Annotated in this window: 15 protein-coding genes, 1 pseudogene and 1 riboswitch; of the genes and pseudogenes, 5 read left to right on the top strand and 11 right to left on the bottom strand. The window is 72.4% G+C overall.

The features are described 5' to 3' along the window. Positions 1 to 31: 31 nt before the first annotated feature. Complete coding sequence (locus tag EFL26_RS02120; RefSeq protein ID WP_123221249.1) at positions 32 to 451, bottom strand: Fur family transcriptional regulator; 420 nt, start codon at positions 449 to 451, stop codon at positions 32 to 34. A gap of 152 nt (positions 452 to 603) precedes the next feature. Between EFL26_RS02120 and EFL26_RS02115 the strand changes: the two genes are divergently transcribed. Beyond that, a complete protein-coding gene (locus tag EFL26_RS02115) occupies positions 604 to 1590 on the top strand; it encodes a malate dehydrogenase (RefSeq protein ID WP_123221248.1) in 987 nt (328 codons plus the stop codon). A gap of 10 nt (positions 1591 to 1600) precedes the next feature. Here the strand turns inward: EFL26_RS02115 and EFL26_RS02110 are convergent, their stop codons facing one another. The 6 genes from EFL26_RS02110 to EFL26_RS02085 form a co-directional block, all read right to left on the bottom strand. Continuing rightward, a complete protein-coding gene (locus tag EFL26_RS02110; RefSeq protein ID WP_123221247.1) occupies positions 1601 to 2509 on the bottom strand; it encodes a Gfo/Idh/MocA family protein in 909 nt (302 codons plus the stop codon). Positions 2510 to 2580: 71 nt separating this feature from the next. Beyond that, positions 2581 to 2889: a DUF3017 domain-containing protein gene (locus tag EFL26_RS02105; RefSeq protein ID WP_123221246.1), complete on the bottom strand. Its 309-nt coding sequence runs from the start codon at positions 2887 to 2889 to the stop codon at positions 2581 to 2583. After that, positions 2886 to 3764, bottom strand: a complete 879-nt coding sequence (locus tag EFL26_RS02100) for a bifunctional methylenetetrahydrofolate dehydrogenase/methenyltetrahydrofolate cyclohydrolase (protein ID WP_123221245.1) — start codon at positions 3762 to 3764, stop codon at positions 2886 to 2888. The genes EFL26_RS02105 and EFL26_RS02100 overlap by 4 nt, the downstream gene beginning before the upstream one ends. Before the next feature lie 234 nt (positions 3765 to 3998). Next, positions 3999 to 5609: a bifunctional phosphoribosylaminoimidazolecarboxamide formyltransferase/IMP cyclohydrolase gene (purH, locus tag EFL26_RS02095; RefSeq protein WP_123221244.1), complete on the bottom strand. Its 1611-nt coding sequence runs from the start codon at positions 5607 to 5609 to the stop codon at positions 3999 to 4001. A gap of 33 nt (positions 5610 to 5642) precedes the next feature. Further along, a riboswitch (ZMP/ZTP riboswitch) is annotated at positions 5643 to 5746 on the bottom strand. A gap of 1 nt (position 5747) precedes the next feature. Then, complete coding sequence (gene purN / locus EFL26_RS02090; protein ID WP_123221243.1) at positions 5748 to 6392, bottom strand: phosphoribosylglycinamide formyltransferase; 645 nt, start codon at positions 6390 to 6392, stop codon at positions 5748 to 5750. 9 nt (positions 6393 to 6401) lie between these two features. After that, complete coding sequence (locus EFL26_RS02085; protein WP_123221242.1) at positions 6402 to 7718, bottom strand: cell division protein PerM; 1317 nt, start codon at positions 7716 to 7718, stop codon at positions 6402 to 6404. Between the two features lie 173 nt (positions 7719 to 7891). Between EFL26_RS02085 and EFL26_RS24605 the strand changes: the two genes are divergently transcribed. Together EFL26_RS24605 and kynU are read left to right on the top strand one after the other, a co-directional pair. Next, entirely contained in the window at positions 7892 to 9673 is a 1782-nt protein-coding gene (locus tag EFL26_RS24605) for a SigE family RNA polymerase sigma factor (protein ID WP_123221241.1), read from the top strand. Then, complete coding sequence (gene kynU / locus EFL26_RS24600) at positions 9670 to 10941, top strand: kynureninase (RefSeq protein ID WP_123221240.1); 1272 nt, start codon at positions 9670 to 9672, stop codon at positions 10939 to 10941. Before EFL26_RS24605 ends, kynU begins: the two co-directional genes overlap by 4 nt. 27 nt (positions 10942 to 10968) lie before the next feature. Here kynU and EFL26_RS02070 read toward each other — a convergent pair whose 3' ends face one another. Next, positions 10969 to 12528: a phytoene desaturase family protein gene (locus EFL26_RS02070; RefSeq protein ID WP_123221239.1), complete on the bottom strand. Its 1560-nt coding sequence runs from the start codon at positions 12526 to 12528 to the stop codon at positions 10969 to 10971. A gap of 32 nt (positions 12529 to 12560) precedes the next feature. After that, entirely contained in the window at positions 12561 to 13175 is a 615-nt protein-coding gene (locus tag EFL26_RS02065; protein ID WP_123221238.1) for a TetR/AcrR family transcriptional regulator, read from the bottom strand. Between the two features lie 66 nt (positions 13176 to 13241). On the opposite strand from EFL26_RS02065, the gene EFL26_RS02060 reads away from it, so the two are divergent. Together EFL26_RS02060 and EFL26_RS02055 are read left to right on the top strand one after the other, a co-directional pair. Beyond that, positions 13242 to 13748 (top strand): DUF2834 domain-containing protein, encoded by a 507-nt coding sequence (locus EFL26_RS02060; protein WP_123221237.1) that lies wholly within the window; start codon positions 13242 to 13244, stop codon positions 13746 to 13748. Beyond that, positions 13745 to 13948, top strand: a complete 204-nt coding sequence (locus EFL26_RS02055; protein WP_148046603.1) for a hypothetical protein — start codon at positions 13745 to 13747, stop codon at positions 13946 to 13948. The genes EFL26_RS02060 and EFL26_RS02055 overlap by 4 nt, the downstream gene beginning before the upstream one ends. 108 nt (positions 13949 to 14056) lie before the next feature. On the opposite strand, the gene sucD is transcribed toward EFL26_RS02055, so the two are convergent. Together sucD and EFL26_RS02045 are read right to left on the bottom strand one after the other, a co-directional pair. Further along, positions 14057 to 14938 carry a succinate--CoA ligase subunit alpha gene (gene sucD, locus EFL26_RS02050; protein WP_123221235.1) on the bottom strand — a complete coding sequence of 294 codons (882 nt, stop codon included), beginning with the start codon at positions 14936 to 14938 and terminating at the stop codon, positions 14057 to 14059. 28 nt (positions 14939 to 14966) lie between these two features. Continuing rightward, positions 14967 to 15770, bottom strand: a pseudogene (locus EFL26_RS02045) (ATP-grasp domain-containing protein); the annotation flags it as partial. Between the last annotated feature and the right edge of the window lie 47 nt (positions 15771 to 15817).

Raw genomic sequence — 15817 nt, 5'->3', positions numbered from 1 at the left:
TTCGCTTGCGTCGTGGGATGGATGGCGGGAATCAGGTGCTGGTGCAGTCGGGGCACACGCCCCAGTAGGTGACCTCGGCCTCGTCGATCACGAAGCCGTGGGAGTCGGAGGGGTCCAGGCAGGGCCGCTCGCCGACCGCGCAGTCCACGTCGGCGATGGCGCCGCACACGCGGCACACGACGTGGTGGTGGTTGTCGCCGACACGCAGCTCGAAGCGGGCCGGCGAGCCGGCCGGCTCGATGCGACGGGCGAGCCCTGCGTCGGACAGCGCCCGCAGCACGTCGTACACGGCCTGGGTGGAGACGGCGCCCAGCGCGGTTCGGGCAGCCGTCGCGATCGTGTCGGTGTCGGCGTGCGGGTGGGCGCTCAGCGCCTCGAGCACGGCGATCCGCGGCCCGGTCACCCGGAGGCCCGCGTCGCGCAGGGCCTGGGTCGGGTCGACGGGGAGCATGGGCTCACTCAAGCACCTTTTCTGGAATCGATCAAGATTGCCTGAGAGCCAGTTCTCACCGATCCGGACCCCCGCCGAACCTCCCCGGAGGGTGCGCTAGTTTCGACCAGAGTCCCAGATTCGGGTCCCCCAGATTCGGCTAGGAGCCAGAAGTGACCGCTACTCCCCTGAAGGTGGCCGTGACCGGCGCCGCCGGCCAGATCGGCTACAGCCTGCTGTTCCGCCTCGCCAGCGGCTCGCTGCTCGGCGACCGCCCCGTCGAGCTGCGCCTGCTCGAGATCGAGCCGGCCCTCAAGGCGCTCGAGGGCGTCGTCATGGAGCTCGACGACTGCGCCTTCCCGACCCTGGCCGGGGTCGAGATCGGCTCCGACCCGACGAAGATCTTCGACGGGGTGAACCTCGCCCTGCTGGTCGGCGCGCGTCCCCGCGGCCCGGGCATGGAGCGCGGCGACCTGCTCGAGGCCAACGGCGCGATCTTCACCGCGCAGGGCAAGGCGCTCAACCAGGTCGCTGCCGACGACGTCCGGATCGGGGTTACCGGCAACCCGGCCAACACCAACGCGTTGATCGCGATGACCAACGCGCCCGACATCCCGAAGGAGCGGTTCTCCGCGCTGACCCGCCTCGACCACAACCGGGCGATCTCGCAGCTGGCGGCGAAGACCGGCGCGGCCGTCACCGACATCAAGAAGATGACGATCTGGGGCAACCACTCGGCCACCCAGTACCCCGACGTGTTCCACGCCGAGGTCGGCGGCCGCAACGCGGCCGAGGTCGTGGGCGACCAAGGCTGGATCGAGAACGACTTCATCCCGACGGTCGCCAAGCGCGGCGCCGCGATCATCGAGGCCCGCGGCTCGTCCTCGGCCGCCTCCGCCGCGTCGGCGACGATTGACGCCGCCCGCGACTGGCTGCTCGGCTCGGCCGACGGCGACTGGGTGTCGATGGCGGTCGCCTCCGACGGGTCGTACGGCGTGCCCGAGGGCCTGATCTCCTCGTTCCCGGTGACCACGAAGGACGGCAACTGGGAGATCGTCCAGGGCCTCGACATCGACGACTTCTCGCGGGGCCGGATCGACGCCTCCGTCGCCGAGCTCGCCGACGAGCGCAACGCGGTCACCGAGCTCGGCCTCATCTGAGCCAGAGGTTTCAGGGGCGGTCGATGACCTCCTGGCAGCGGCTGAGCACCTCGACGACCTCGCGCCCGAACCGCACGTCGCAGCGGTGCCGGGTCTCGCCCGCCGCGGCGTTCGCCAGCAGGTCGGACAGGGCGCTCGCGTAGGCCTCGTCGACGTCGCGCTCCTGGTCGGGTCGCACGTGCCAGCCGTGCTCGTCGTAGAACTCCGCGCCGACCCGCTCGGCCGTGAACGGCATCGTCATGGACAGCGACATCAGGCTGGTGGCGCCGCTCTCGTGGGTGAGCACCAGCTGGGCGAGGTCGCCCTCACCACGGGAGCCGGCGACCGCGGTGACCGGGCCGAGCGCCGGCAGGATCTGGGAGAGCGCGTGCGGGCCGACGTCCCAGAGGGCGCCGTCGCGCTTGCGCCACGGCGAGGCGGCGAACGGGCTGTCGGCGGCCGCGTGGCCGACGTACCACCACGCGCCGCCGCCGCGCAGGTCGTGGGTGCGCACGTCGTCGAGCCAGGTCTCGGCGAACGGCACGAACCGGTAGGTGAAGAACACCACCGTGCTGATCCCGTTGCGCTCCGCCGCCTCGACCAGGCGGTCCGCGGCGGCCAGGTCGGTGGTGAGCGGCTTCTCGAGCAGCAGGTGCTTGCCCGCCTCGGCCGCCCGCAGGGCGAGGTCGGCCTGCACCTGGGGCGGGACGGCGAAGGTCAGCAGGTCCACCTCGGCGAGCAGCGCGTCGAAGTCGTCGTACGCCGTGGCTCCGTGCTGCCCGGCCAGGGCCCTCGCCTTGTCCAGATCGCGGCCCCAGACGCCGACGAGGTCGACGTCGGGATGGTTCGCCGCGCCGGCCGCGTGCACGACCTCCGCCCAGTAGCCGGTGCCGACCACGCCCATCCGCTTCCGGGTTCGCCCGCTCGCCTGCTCACTCATGGGAGCAGTCTGGCGCAGACCCCCGAGGCCGGCGCGAGGTCAGGACCCGGTCAGCGGCGCGACGGTGCCGCTCAGGGCTCGGCCTGGTCGGGGATGTTCGCCGACAGCGCCACCAGCGACACACCCACCACGGCGAGCACCGTGACGTCGAACCAGCGGCTGCGCACCCGCAGCATCCCCGCCTCGCCCTCGCTGGTCACGAGCCGCATGCTCGCCGCGAAGATCAGCGCGAACCCGAGCAGCGCGACCCCGCGTCGCCACGGCCCGAAGGCCACCATGGCCAGGCCGACCACGGTCGTGACCACAACGACGAGGTAGATCAGACCCCCGAACGTGGACGGGTAGCGCCGCCGCGGGGACCCGGTCACCAGTGCGCTCACATGTCCTGGTCCCGGGCGGCGCTGTCCAGCGCGCCCTTCTCGGCGATCGACACCACGTTGGCGAGCAGCATCGCCCGCGTCATCGGGCCGACCCCTCCCGGGTTGGGCGAGACCCACCCGGCGACGTCCCAGACGTCCGGTGCGACGTCGCCGGCGATCTTGCCGTCCACCCGCGAGACGCCCACGTCGAGCACCGCGGCGCCCGGCTTGACCATGTCACCGGTGACGATGCCCGGCATGCCCGCCGCCGCGACCACGATGTCGGCGTTGCTCACGTGGGCGGCGAGGTCGCGCGTCCCCGTGTGGCAGAGCGTGACGGTGGCGTTCTCGCTCTTGCGCGTGAGCAGCAGCCCGAGGGGCCGCCCGACGGTGACACCCCGGCCGATGACGACGACCTCCGCGCCGGCGATGGCCACGTCGTGGCGGCGCAACAGCTCGACGATCCCGTACGGCGTGCACGGCAGCGGGGCCTCGTGCCCCAGGACCAGCCAGCCGAGGTTCGTCGGGTGCAGGCCGTCGGCGTCCTTCGCGGGGTCGATCAGGCCGAGCACGCGGTTCTCGTCGCGGCCCTTCGGCAGCGGCAGCTGCACGATGTAGCCGGTGCAGGCGGGGTCGGCGTTCAGCTGGGCGACGGCTGCCTCGATCTCCTCCTGGGTCGCGGTGTCGGGGAGGTCGATCCGGATCGACTCGATGCCCACCTCGGCGCAGTCCTTGTGCTTGCCGTTGACGTACCACCGCGATCCCGGGTCGTCACCGACCAGCACGGTGCCCAGCCCGGGCACGATGCCCTGCTCGCGCAGGGCCGCGATCCGGGACTTCAGCTCGTCCTTGATCGCGGCCGCGGTGGCCGATCCGTCGAGGGTCTGTGCAGTCACGTGGTCATCCTTTCACCGGGCCGGCTGGCGGGGGTGGTGGCCTTGGTGCGGTCGTCGAGCGGGCGGTGTTGCTGGCCGGGCTGGGTCCGAGCGGGCACCCATGCTGCGCCTCTCGCCTCCGTGCCTCGATCGCCGAGCGGGCAATTGCGCAGGGCGGCGCGCCTGCGGCGATCGAGCTGCGCAATGGCCCGCTCGGCTCCCCGGCATTTCGCCCACCTGCGCCGCTTCGCGTGCTCAGTGCGCAAAATGCCGGGTCCCGGTGAAGTACATCGTGACGCCGGCCTTCCGAGCCGCCTCGACGACCTCCTCGTCCCGGATGGAGCCGCCGGGCTGCACGATCGCCTTGACGCCGGCGTCGATCAGGACCTGTGCGCCGTCGGCGAACGGGAAGAACGCGTCCGACGCGGCCACGGAACCGGCCGCCCGGTCGCCGGCCCGGGTCACGGCGAGGTTGCACGAGTCGACCCGGTTGACCTGGCCCATGCCGACGCCGACCGAGGCGCCGCCGGAGGCGAGCAGGATCGCGTTGGACTTCACGGCCCGCAGCGACCGCCAGGCGAACTGCAGGTCCGCGAGCGTCGCGTCGTCCGCCGGGTCGCCCGCCACGAGCCGCCAGCGTGTGGCGTCGTCACCGGTGGGGTTGCCGTCCTTGTCCTCACCGGACGCGTCGATCGCGTCGCGCTGCTGCATCAGCAGACCGCCGGAGATCGGCCGGGTCTCGACGCCACCGCGGGTCGCCGGGGCGACCTCGAGCAGGCGCAGGTTCTTCTTCGTCGCGAGCACCTCGAGCGCGTCGGCGTCGAAGGCCGGCGCGACGATCACCTCGGTGAAGATGTCCTTGACCGTCTCGGCCATCGCCCGGGTGACCGGCCGGTTCGTGGCGATGATGCCGCCGTACGCCGAGACCGGGTCGCAGGCGTGCGCCTTGGCGTGCACCGAGGCGATGTCCTCGTCCGGCGCACCGGCGGCGATGCCGCACGGGTTGGCGTGCTTGATGATCGCGACGGTCGGCAGGTCGCCGTGGTCGTACGCCGCCCGGTACGCCGCGTCAGCGTCGATGTAGTTGTTGTAGGACATCTCCTTGCCGTGGAGCTGGCGGCCCTGCGCCAGCCCGGGCTGCGGCTGGAACCCGTTGGTGTAGAGGGCGGCCGCCTGGTGGGGGTTCTCGCCGTACCGCAGCACCGCGGCACGGTCCCAGGTGCCGCCCACCCAGGCCGGGAAGCCGGCGCCGCCGGAGGTGTCGGTCAGGACGTTGCCCATCCAGGACGCGACGTGCACGTCGTAGGTGGCGGTGTGCACGAACGCCTCGGCCGCGAGGGCCTTGCGCTGCTCGAGGGTGAAACCTCCCTCGGCGAGGGCCGCGAGCACGTCGGCGTAGCGGTCGGGCGAGGTGACGATCGCCACCGACGGGTGGTTCTTCGCCGCGGCCCGGACCATCGACGGGCCGCCGATGTCGATCTGCTCGACGCACTCGTCGGGCGAGGCTCCCGAGGCGACCGTCTGGGTGAAGGGGTAGAGGTTGGAGACCACGAGGTCGAACGGCTCGACGCCCAGCTCGGCGAGCTGCGCGACGTGCGACTCCAGGCGGCGGTCGGCGAGGATGCCGGCGTGCACCTTCGGGTGCAGGGTCTTGACCCGGCCGTCGAGGCACTCGGGGAAGCCGGTGAGGTCCTCGACCTTCGTGACGGGGATGCCGAGCTTCTCGATCAGGGCGGCGGACCCGCCCGTCGAGACCAGCTCGACGCCGGCGTCGTGGAGGCCGCGGACCAGGTCCTCGAGGCCGGCCTTGTCGTAGACGGACACGAGGGCCCGCTTGAGGGGGATGCGGAAGTCGGCGTCGCTCATGGGGTGGTTCTACTCCTCATCGGCTCGATCTCGATGAGGCACCCAGGCGTTCGATGCTCTCGCTCCCCGGCCTCAGCTGATGCCGAGGCCCGGCACTCCCCGGTGGTTGCCCACCTGCGCCAGTCGTGTGCGGTCAGTCTAATTGCTGCGCGCGCCGCCGCCGAATCGGACCCGCCGACCCGTGACGGTGATGCCCTCGCGGGCGATCCGGCCCACCGCGTCGACCAGCATCTGCCGCTCGGCGACCTTGATCCGCTCGTGCAGGCTGTCGACGTCGTCGTCCTCCTCGACCGGGACCGCGGTCTGGGCGATGATCGGCCCGGTGTCGACACCCTCGTCGACGACGAAGAGCGTCGCGCCGGTCACCTTCACGCCGTACTCGAGCGCCTCGGCCGGACCGTGCATCCCCGGGAAGGCCGGGCTCAGCGCGGGGTGGGTGTTGACCACCCGCTGCTCGAAGCGCTCGAGGAACGGCGGCCCGCACAGCTTCATGAAGCCCGCCAGCACGACCAGGTCGGGCTCGAAGGCGGCGACCGTGTCGGTCAGGGCCTTGTCCCAGTAGGCCCGGGACGTGAACTGCCCGACCTTGCGGACGAACGTCGGGATGCCCGCGCGCTCGGCCCGGGCGAGGCCCTCGATGCCGTCGCGGTCGGCCCCGACGGCCACCACCCGGGCGCCGTACGCCGGGTCGGCGCACGCGTCGATCAGCGCCTGGAGGTTGGTGCCGGCCCCGGAGACCAGGACGACGAGGCGCGCCGGAGCGCGGTCGGGGGTGGGGGGCACGCCGACAGGCTACCGAAGCACCTCGACGGTGGGTTCGTCGCCGTCGTCGAGGGGCGCGACGGTGCGAGGAGCCCGCGGAGCCGGCTCGGCGACGGCCTCACCGCGCCGGCGCCGCCACCAGTTCTGCGCGACCGCACCGACGAGCCCGCCCAGGCTCATCAGGCCGGTGGTGAACACGAGCACCTCGGCGACCGGAGCTCCGATGTGGGCCATCCGGCCGGTGCCGAGCGGTCCGCCGGCGAGGGCGACCAGCACGGTGACGAGCACGCCGGCCACGAAGCCGGAGCCGGCGCCGCGCAGCGCTGCGAGGTCGTGCGGGAGCGGCGGCCGGCGACGCAAGGTGCGGCCGATGCCGACCGCCGCGGCCAGCACCGGCACGGCGAGCAGCCCGGCCAGCCAGCCCGGCGTGGGGCCTTCGCCGGGCAGCGCCGCCAGCACCGGGAAGGCCGGCACGACGCCCAGCGACACCGCGGTCGGCGAGACCGTGGTGCCGGTGCCGAACGCGAAGCCCGGGCCGGCGAGGTAGGAGACGCCGAACAGGGCGGCGTTGGGCGCGAACAGCGCCATCACGGCGGTGAGGCTGAGCGCGTCGCCGACGCTGAGGTGGAGCCCGGACATCACCGTGGCGGCCTCGTTGAAGGAGAACAGCAGCGAGACGCCGACGAGGGCCGCCCCGGCGGCGAGCAGCCAGAGCACGCCGGTGAGCGCGCCGGTCACCACGTCGGCCGCCCACGCAGGCACCTCGTCCCACGCGCGGAGCAGCACGCCGCTCCCGGCGGCCAGGCCGGCCCCTCCGGCGAGCCCGGCGACCAGGACGGCGCCGAGGACCGCACGCCCGAGGCTCGGGGACGCACCGGACCCGGCGGCGAGCACGCCGGTCACGACGGCGACGACCAGGTAGGCGCAGGTGAACGTCGCCACCGCGGCGCCGACGGCCGAGGTCTCGACCGGCAGGTCCGCGAGGCTCTGGGACGAGGTGCGGGCCGGCGTACGGGCGGCCCAGCGACCGGTGCGGAAGGCGATCAGGAGCAGCGCCATGGTCAGCGCCAGGGGGGTCATCCCGATCGGCGTCCCGGACAGCACCAGGTGGGAGCCGTGGCCGGCCAGCCACGCGACCGCGCCGACCCCGAGAGCGTCGGTGGTGTCGCCGTGCGCGCCGGCGTCGGCCAGGAACCACCCGGTCAGCGCCACCGACATGCACAGCACCAGGCCGATCACGGCTGCGCCTGCTCCGGCCAGCGCCGCGGTCAGGGCCAGTGATCGCCCGGGCTGCGCCTCGCCCGGACGTGCGGGGCGGGTCGTGGGACGGGTGGCCAGGATGCTCATCGCCCGTCCATCCTCACCCATCACCCGCGCGGTTCGCGGCTGTGAAACGCGGGTGACCGGGAGTTCGTGCCCGGGCTCACACGGCGCCCTCGCAGGCGCAACGACGACCCCGGCGAGGGGCACTCGACGGCGCTCGGGGCGCCCTCCCCGGCGTCGCGTAATCTCGACCCGTCATGCCTACTGCCGAGGAATTCGACGAGTTCTACGTCACCACCCGACGTCGGCTCGTCCACCAGACCTTCGCGGTCACCGGTGACCTCGGGGCCTCCCGTACCGCCGTCCGTGACGCGTACGTCGCCGCGCGGCACCACTGGAACAAGGTCGGCCGGCTTGCCGATCCGGAGCAATGGGTGCGCCCGCGCGCCTGGTCGATCGCGCAGCGCCGGCACTCCGCGCGGCCCTGGCACAAGGAGAAGTCCCTCTCCGAGGACCAGACCGCGCTCCTCGACGCGCTCCACCAGCTGACCGACGCCCAGCGCAAGACCCTCGTGCTCAACCACCTCGCCGCGATCCCGATGGCCGACATCGGCCGGGAGATCGGCGAGACCCAGGAGAAGACCGAGCACCACCTGCAGACCGCGACCGCCACCCTGGCCCTGGCGCTGGACGGCGACGTGAACGCGATCCGACGGCGGCTGGAGTCGCTCGCCGCCCCGGTCGACGAGGTGAAGCTGCCCCGGCCACCGATCATCCGGCGCAACGGCCTGCGCCGACGCCGCAACCACGCCGTGATCGGCTCGGTGGTCGCGGTCCTCGTCACGATCGGCGCCGGCGCCCTGGTCATGCCCGACGCCGGCACACCGCCCCCGCCGCGCCCGGCGTCCCTGGTCAGCAAGAAGATGCTGCTCACCGACGCCCAGGTCGCGCCGCTCGCCCCGAAGCAGCCCTGGCAGGTCACCGACACCACCGACAACACCCAGACCAGCGCCGTGAGCACGATGTGCCAGACCGCCCGGTTCGCCGACACCAAGGGGCTGGGCACCTGGGTGCGCACGTTCGCCACGGCCACCCCGCAGCGCGGCCTCGTGCAGAGCGTCGAGATCTCCAACTCCCCCGGCGCCGCCAGGAAGGCCTACGACACCACGCTGGGCTGGTACGCCGGCTGCACCGTCCCGCGCATCCAGCTCGTCGACGCGTACGACGTGCAGGGTGTCGGCGACCAGGCGATCGTCGTGCGGATGCGCATCCCCGCCCAGCAGCCACGCTCCTTCGTGGTGGGCATCGCCCGGACCGGCGCGCTGACCACCTCGACGGTCCTCGAGACGCACACGCCCGACCCGCCCGACCCGGCGGCGCTCGTCACCGCCCTGACCGCGTCGGTCCAGAACCTCTGCTCGTCCCGGGTGGCCGGGACCTGCGTCGGCGCCGTCAGCACGCAGCCGACCCTGCCGCCCCGCAGCGGCGAGACGGCCGGGATGCTCGCGGTCGCCGACCTGCCGGCCGTCGCCGACGTCACGAACGCCTGGGCGGGCACCGATCCGGTCCCGGCGACGGTGAACGTCGCCGCGACCACCTGCGACCGGACCGACTTCGCCAAGGCGGGCGCCAAGGGTCCCGTGACCCGGACCTACCTCATCCCGGAGGCGCACCTGCCCCAGCGGTTCGGGCTGACCGAGACGCTGGGCGGGTTCGCCACCCCGCAGGCGGCGTCGGCCGTGGTCGCCAAGGTCGTGGCCCGGATGAAGGGCTGCGAGGACAAGGAGCTCGGCAGCACCGTGAGCCACGCGGTGGTCCGGCTCCAGGGCGCGGCGGGCCCGTCGTACGCGCTGTGGCGGCTGGAGAACCAGGTCAACCAGCAGCAGCAGCTGGTGCCGTTCTGGATGGGAGTCGTGCAGGTGGGCCGGTACGTCGCGCAGGTGAACCTCACGCCCGTGGGGAAGTACGACATCGACCAGAAGACCTTCGAGGCGCTCGTGGTCCGTGCCCGCGACCGGCTGCACGAGGTCAGCCAGTGAGCCGGCCGTCGGAGCGCGCGGACGCGCAGCTGCTCGACGAGCGCTCGCCCCTGGCCCACACCCGAGACCGCTTCCGCGTGCCCGACGGGGTGATCTACCTGGACGGCAACTCGCTCGGCGCGCTGCCCGTGGGCGTCCCGGACCGGCTGGCGCGTGTCGTCGAGCAGGAGTGGGGTGACGGGCTGATCCGCTCGTGGAACCCCCTGCCGGACGGCGGCGGCGACTGGATCGGCCTGTCGAAGCGCGTGGCGGCACGCATCGCCCCACTGATCGGGGCGGACCCCGCCGACGTGCACGTCGGCGACTCCACCAGCGTGTCGCTGTTCAAGGCGATCGTCGCCGCGGCCCGGCTCCGGCCGGACCGGCGGGTGCTCGTGGTCGAGCCGACCACCTTCCCGACCGACGGGTACGTCGCCGCGGGCGTCGCCGACCTGCTCGGCCTCGAGCTGCGCTGGTGCGACCCGGCCGATCCGCTGGCCGCCGTCGACGAGGACGTCGCGCTGCTGGCGCTGACGCACGTGGACTTCCGCACCGGGGCGATGTTCGACCTGCCGGGCATCACCGCCGGGGCCCACGCGCGGGGCGCGCTCGTGCAGTGGGACCTCTGCCACTCGGCCGGAGCCGTGCCCGTCGGCCTGTCCGACGCCGACGCCGACCTCGCCGTCGGCTGCACCTACAAGTACCTCAACGGTGGCCCCGGGTCCCCTGCCTTCACCTGGGTCAACCCGCGGCTCCAGGCCGACGCGCGCCAGCCGATCACCGGCTGGATGGGGCACGCCAGCCCGTTCGCGATGGCCCGCGACTACGAGCCGGCGGGCGGGATCGGCCACTGGGCGTCGGGCACGCACCCGGTGCTCGCGCTGTCGGCGCTGGACGCTGCCCTGGAGGCGTTCGAGGGCGTGACGGTCGAGCAGCTGCGCGCCGCCTCGCTGTCCCTCACCGACCTGTTCCTCGAGCTGCTCGACGAGCGCTGCGTCCCGCGCTGGCCGGAGATCGAGGTGGTCACGCCGCGCGACCACGCCCGTCGCGGCAGCCAGGTGTCGTTCCGGCACCCCGATGCCTACGGGCTGGTGCAGGCGCTGATCGCCCGCGGCGTGATCGGCGACTTCCGCGACGCCGGCGCCGAACCCGGCATCGCGCGCTTCGGGTTCACGCCGCTCTACCTGCGCCACGTCGACGTGCACGACGCGGTCGACCACCTCGTGGCCGTCCTCGAGGGCGAGGAGCACCTCGACCCGGCGTACGCGAGCCGCAACCCCGTGACCTGAACGCGGCACGCCTCAGGCAGCGAGCGGTCAGGCGTCCTCCAGCACGGCCTGGGCGGCGTTGTAGCCGGGCACGAAGGAGATCCCGGGCCCGCCGTAGCAGCCCGCGCTGCCGAGGTAAAGGCCACCCACTCCGTGCGGCAGGTCGCGGTAGCCGCGCGGGCCCGGCCGGTAGGGGCCGAGCAGCTCGGGGTGGAGCAGCCCGTGGCAGTAGTCGCCTCCGGGAGCACCGAACATCGTGCCCATGTGCCGCGGGGTGAAGGTGGTGTGCTTGAGGATCAGCGACTCGAAGTTCGGTGCGATCCGGGAGATCTTCTCGATCACGCGCTGACCCATCTCCGCCTTGAGCCGGGCGTAGTGGGCGGGGTCGGACTCGATCGGGAACCACAGCGAGAACGCCGACGCCGCCGCCTTGCCCGGGGGCGCCAGCTGGGGGTCCTGGGCGGACGGGATCTGGAAGGCCACCGCCGGGTCGGCGGGGACGATGCCCCTGCGGCTGTCCTCCCACTGGACCTGGAGCTCCTCCGGGGTGCTGAACAGGCCGATCGCGGCCTGCATGCCGGGGTCGTTGAGGAGCTCGTACGGCGCCGCGAACTCGGGCACGCCGTCGAGCGCGAAGTGCATCTGGACGTAGCTGCCGCGGTGGTCGATCCGGCCCAGCCGCTCACGAACCTCGTCGCCGACGGCGTCGCGTGCGACCAGCCCGGTGAGGGTGAGGTCGGGGGCCACGGCCGAGACCACGACCCGAGCGTCGTACCGGCTGCCGTCCTCGGTCACGACCCCGGTCACCCGGCCGTCGACGACGTCGACCGCGGTCACCTGCGAGCGCAGCCGCAGCTCGCCACCGGCGTCGGCGTACTGCTTCTCGAGGTGCTCGGTGAGGACGCCGATGCCGCCCTTGAGCTTCTTGGTGAGCACGGTGTTCTCGTCGGGCACCGCCATCCCCCAGGCCAGCGCCGCCGCGCTGCCCGGCGTGTACGGGCCGCGGAAGGTCGAGTTGACCGCGAGGAAGGCGAGCATGCCGCGCAGGGCCCCGTGCCGCTCCTTGTCCGGGAGGTACCGGTCGATCACGTCGCCGGCGGCGCCGAACAGCATCTCGGTGATCGTGGCCCGCTCGGCCTCGGAGGTGGCGCAGGCGTACATCTCGTCGAGGGTCCGGGGCATCGTCCCCGCCTCGAACCGTCCCAGGGCCCGCGCCGGCGCCTGGCTCCACCCGGCCATCTCGGCCATGCCGAGCAGGACCTCGATGCCGTGCACCTGCTCGACGTGCTCGGCGAGCCGCGCCAGGTCGGTGTAGTAGACGAACGGCTCGTCCCCGACCCCGCGCAACGACACCGACATCACCTCGAGCTCGACCTGCGGCAGGGAGTCGAGACCCAGCTCCTTGCTCACCACCGCCGAGGTGGGCAGCTGGACCGAGCCGGCGATCTCGAAGCGGTAGCCGTCGAAGAGCTCGACGGTGGAGGCCATCCCGCCGGCGTACCGCTTGGCCTCGAGGCACACGGTGCGCAGGCCCGCGCGCTGGAGCAGGAGCGCGGCGGTCAGGCCGTTGTGGCCCGCGCCGATCACGACCGCGTCATAGTCCGTCATGGGGCGAGGCTGGCACGGGTGCCACAGTTTCGTCAACGGTGACGAAACATGCCCTGCTCGTCCAGTCCCGCCTCGAGCGCGTCGAGCGTCGCGTGGCTCAGGTCGGCGAGGTCGCCCAGTGAGCGGTCGTCGGCGGCCATCCAGACCTCCATGGTCCCGAACAGGGCCGCGGCGATCGACCGGCCGGTCACCACGATGTCGAGCCGGCGGCCCGCGGCGTCCTCGAGGCGGTGCTCGAGGTGCTCGACGATCGCCTCGGCGAGATCGGCCTCGACCAGGCGCAGGTGACCGACGATCCGTTCCGGGTCGAGCTGCTCGGCCCGGAACGCCGCCATCTGCGTGATCGCCTGCACGTCGTACGGGAACGCGAAGATCGCGGCGCGCACCGACGCCACCAGCGGCTCACCCGCGGGCCGCGCCGCGAGCGCCTTCCGGAACCACTGCAGCCCGCTGTCGTAGTCGGCGAACAGCACGTCGTGCTTGGACGGGAAGTGCCGGTAGAACGTGCGCAGCGTGACCCCCGCCCGCTCGGCGATCTGCTCGGCCGAGGTGGCCTCGACCCCCTGGGCGGCGAACAGCTCGGTGGCCGCGCGCCGCAGCGCCACGCGGGTGCGTTCGCTGCGAACGGTCTGGGGATGACGAGACACAGGACGACCGTAGCAGGCATATTGTCATGATTGACAAAACCTTGGCTCCGGGTCGACCGTGTCCCCATGCTCTCGCTCCTGGTGCACGCCCTGCTGGGTGTCGGCGTGGTGGTCTGGGTGGTCCGGTCGAACCCCGCGATCTTCCGGCGCCCTGCGTCCGGGCCCCTGCTCTCGCCGCTCGAGGCGGTGCTCTACGCGGTCGGGATCGCGTCGATCGGCATCGGCTGGTACTTCAACATCCGCTTCGTCACCGAGAACACCGACGGCTGGCTCACCAACCCGTTCGTCGGCGACGGCAGCTGGCAGCAGTACATGCAGCTGATGTTCGCCAACCCCGCGGCTGGCTCGGCGTCCGGGGACTTCATCACCTCCAACGTGGTGCTGCTCCCCCTGGCCACGATCATCGGCGGGCGTCGCCTCGGCATCCGCCGGCCGTGGCTGTTCTTCGTCGTCACGCTGTTCGCCAGCTTCACCTTCGGCTGGGCCCTCTACCTCGCGACCGCCGAGCGGCACCGGCGACTTCACGGGAAGCCGTCGCCTGCGGTCGCAGCACCTGCGACCCTCTCCCCATGACATCGTGGGTGGTCGCCGTGCTGGTCGTCGCCGTGGTCGGCGGGCTGGTGTGGTGGAGCAGCGGCAGGGCGAAGCCCGACCTGCGCAGGCGCAGCATCGACACCGAGATCGGGATCCAGCGGGGCCGGTCCGCTCGCTTCGATGCCCACGGCGACCCAGGGCCTACGGGAAGCGGGCCTTCGGGCGGCGGCCCCGGCTGACACGCCGCCGAGGCGCGCCGGTCGCGACCGGAGCCTGACCCGGACATGCGTCGAGGCGCCCCTCCTGCGGACAGGAGGGGCGCCTCGGCGGGTGCTCGAGCCGGGGGCTCAGAGCTCCTTCATGATCTCCCGCATGAGCTCGGCGGTCTCCGACGGCGTCTTGCCGACCTTGACCCCGGCGGCCTCGAGGGCCTCCTTCTTCGCCTGCGCGGTGCCTGAGGAGCCCGAGACGATGGCGCCGGCGTGGCCCATGGTCTTGCCCTCGGGTGCGGTGAAGCCTGCGACGTAGCCGACCACCGGCTTGGTCACGTGGGCCTTGATGTAGTCGGCGGCCCGCTCCTCGGCGTCGCCGCCGATCTCGCCGATCATCACGATCGCCTTGGTCTCGGGGTCGTTCTCGAACGCCTCGAGGGCGTCGATGTGCGTGGTGCCGATGACCGGGTCGCCGCCGATGCCGATCGCGGTGGTGAAGCCGTAGTCACGCAGCTCGTACATCATCTGGTAGGTCAGCGTGCCGGACTTCGACACCAGCCCGATCGGGCCCTTGCCCGCGATCGTGTGCGGCGTGATGCCGGCCAGCGACTCCTCGGGGGTGATGATGCCGGGGCAGTTCGGGCCGATCATCCGGGTGCTCTTGCCGTCGAGGTAGGCGAACACCTCGGCGGTGTCCTGCACCGGCACGCCCTCGGTGATCACCACGAGCAGCCCGATGCCGGCGTCGATCGCCTCGATGCAGGCGTCCTTGGTGAAGGCCGGCGGCACGAACACGACGGAGACGTCCGCACCGGTCTCCGCCATCGCCTCCGTGACGCTGCCGAAGACCGGCAGGTCCTTGCCGGCCAGGTTCACCGACGTGCCGGCCTTGCGGGCGTTGACGCCGCCGACGATGTTCGACCCGGCCTGGACCATGAGGGTGGTGTGCTTGGAGCCCATCCCACCGGTCATGCCCTGGACGATGATCTTGGAGTCCTTGTTGAGGTAGATCGCCACTGTTCTTCGCTCTCTCTTCGTCCGGGGCTCAGGCGCTCTGGTTGGCCAGCTCGGCGGCCTTGTCCGCGCCGCCGTCCATGGTCTCCGCCAGAGTCACCAGCGGGTGGTTGGCCTCGGTCAGGATCCGCCGGCCCTCCTCGACGTTGTTGCCGTCGAGGCGTACGACGAGCGGCTTGGTCTCCTCGCCACCGAGGATGTTCAGCGCGCCGACGATGCCGTTGGCCACCTCGTCGCAGGCGGTGATCCCGCCGAAGACGTTCACGAACACGCTCTTGACCTGCGGGTCGTTGAGGATGATGTGGAGCCCGTCGGCCATCACCTGGGCGTTCGCGCCGCCGCCGATGTCGAGGAAGTTGGCGGGCTTGACGCCGCCGTGCGCCTCGCCGGCGTACGCGACGACGTCGAGGGTCGACATCACCAGGCCCGCGCCGTTGCCGATGATGCCGACCTGGCCGTCGAGCTTGACGTAGTTCAGGCCCTTCGCCTTGGCCGCGGCCTCCAGCGGGTCGTCCTCCTCGTGGATGACGAACTCCTCGTGGTCGGGGTGGCGGACCTCGGAGGCGTTGTCGTCGAGCGAGACCTTGCCGTCGAGCGCCTCGAGCTTGTCGCCGGCGAGCCGCGCGAGCGGGTTCACCTCGACCAGGGTGGCGTCCTCCTCGACGAAGACCTTCCAGAGGCTCTGGACCATCTCGATCGCCTGGTCGCGCAGGGCGTCGGGGAACTTGGCCTCGTCCACGATCGCCGCAGCCTTCTCGGCGTCCACGCCGGTCAGGGCGTTGACCGGGATCTTCTTGACCGCGTCGGGGTTGGTCTTGGCGACCTCCTCGATCTCNCACGCCGGTCAGGGCGTTGACCGGGATCTTCTTGACCGCGTTTTTT

This window comes from Nocardioides pocheonensis (genome assembly GCF_003725535.1).
Classification (GTDB): Bacteria; Actinomycetota; Actinomycetes; order Propionibacteriales; family Nocardioidaceae; genus Marmoricola; species Marmoricola pocheonensis.
Note: the sequence above shows the minus strand (reverse complement) of the source record. Positions and strands in the feature narration are given on the sequence as shown.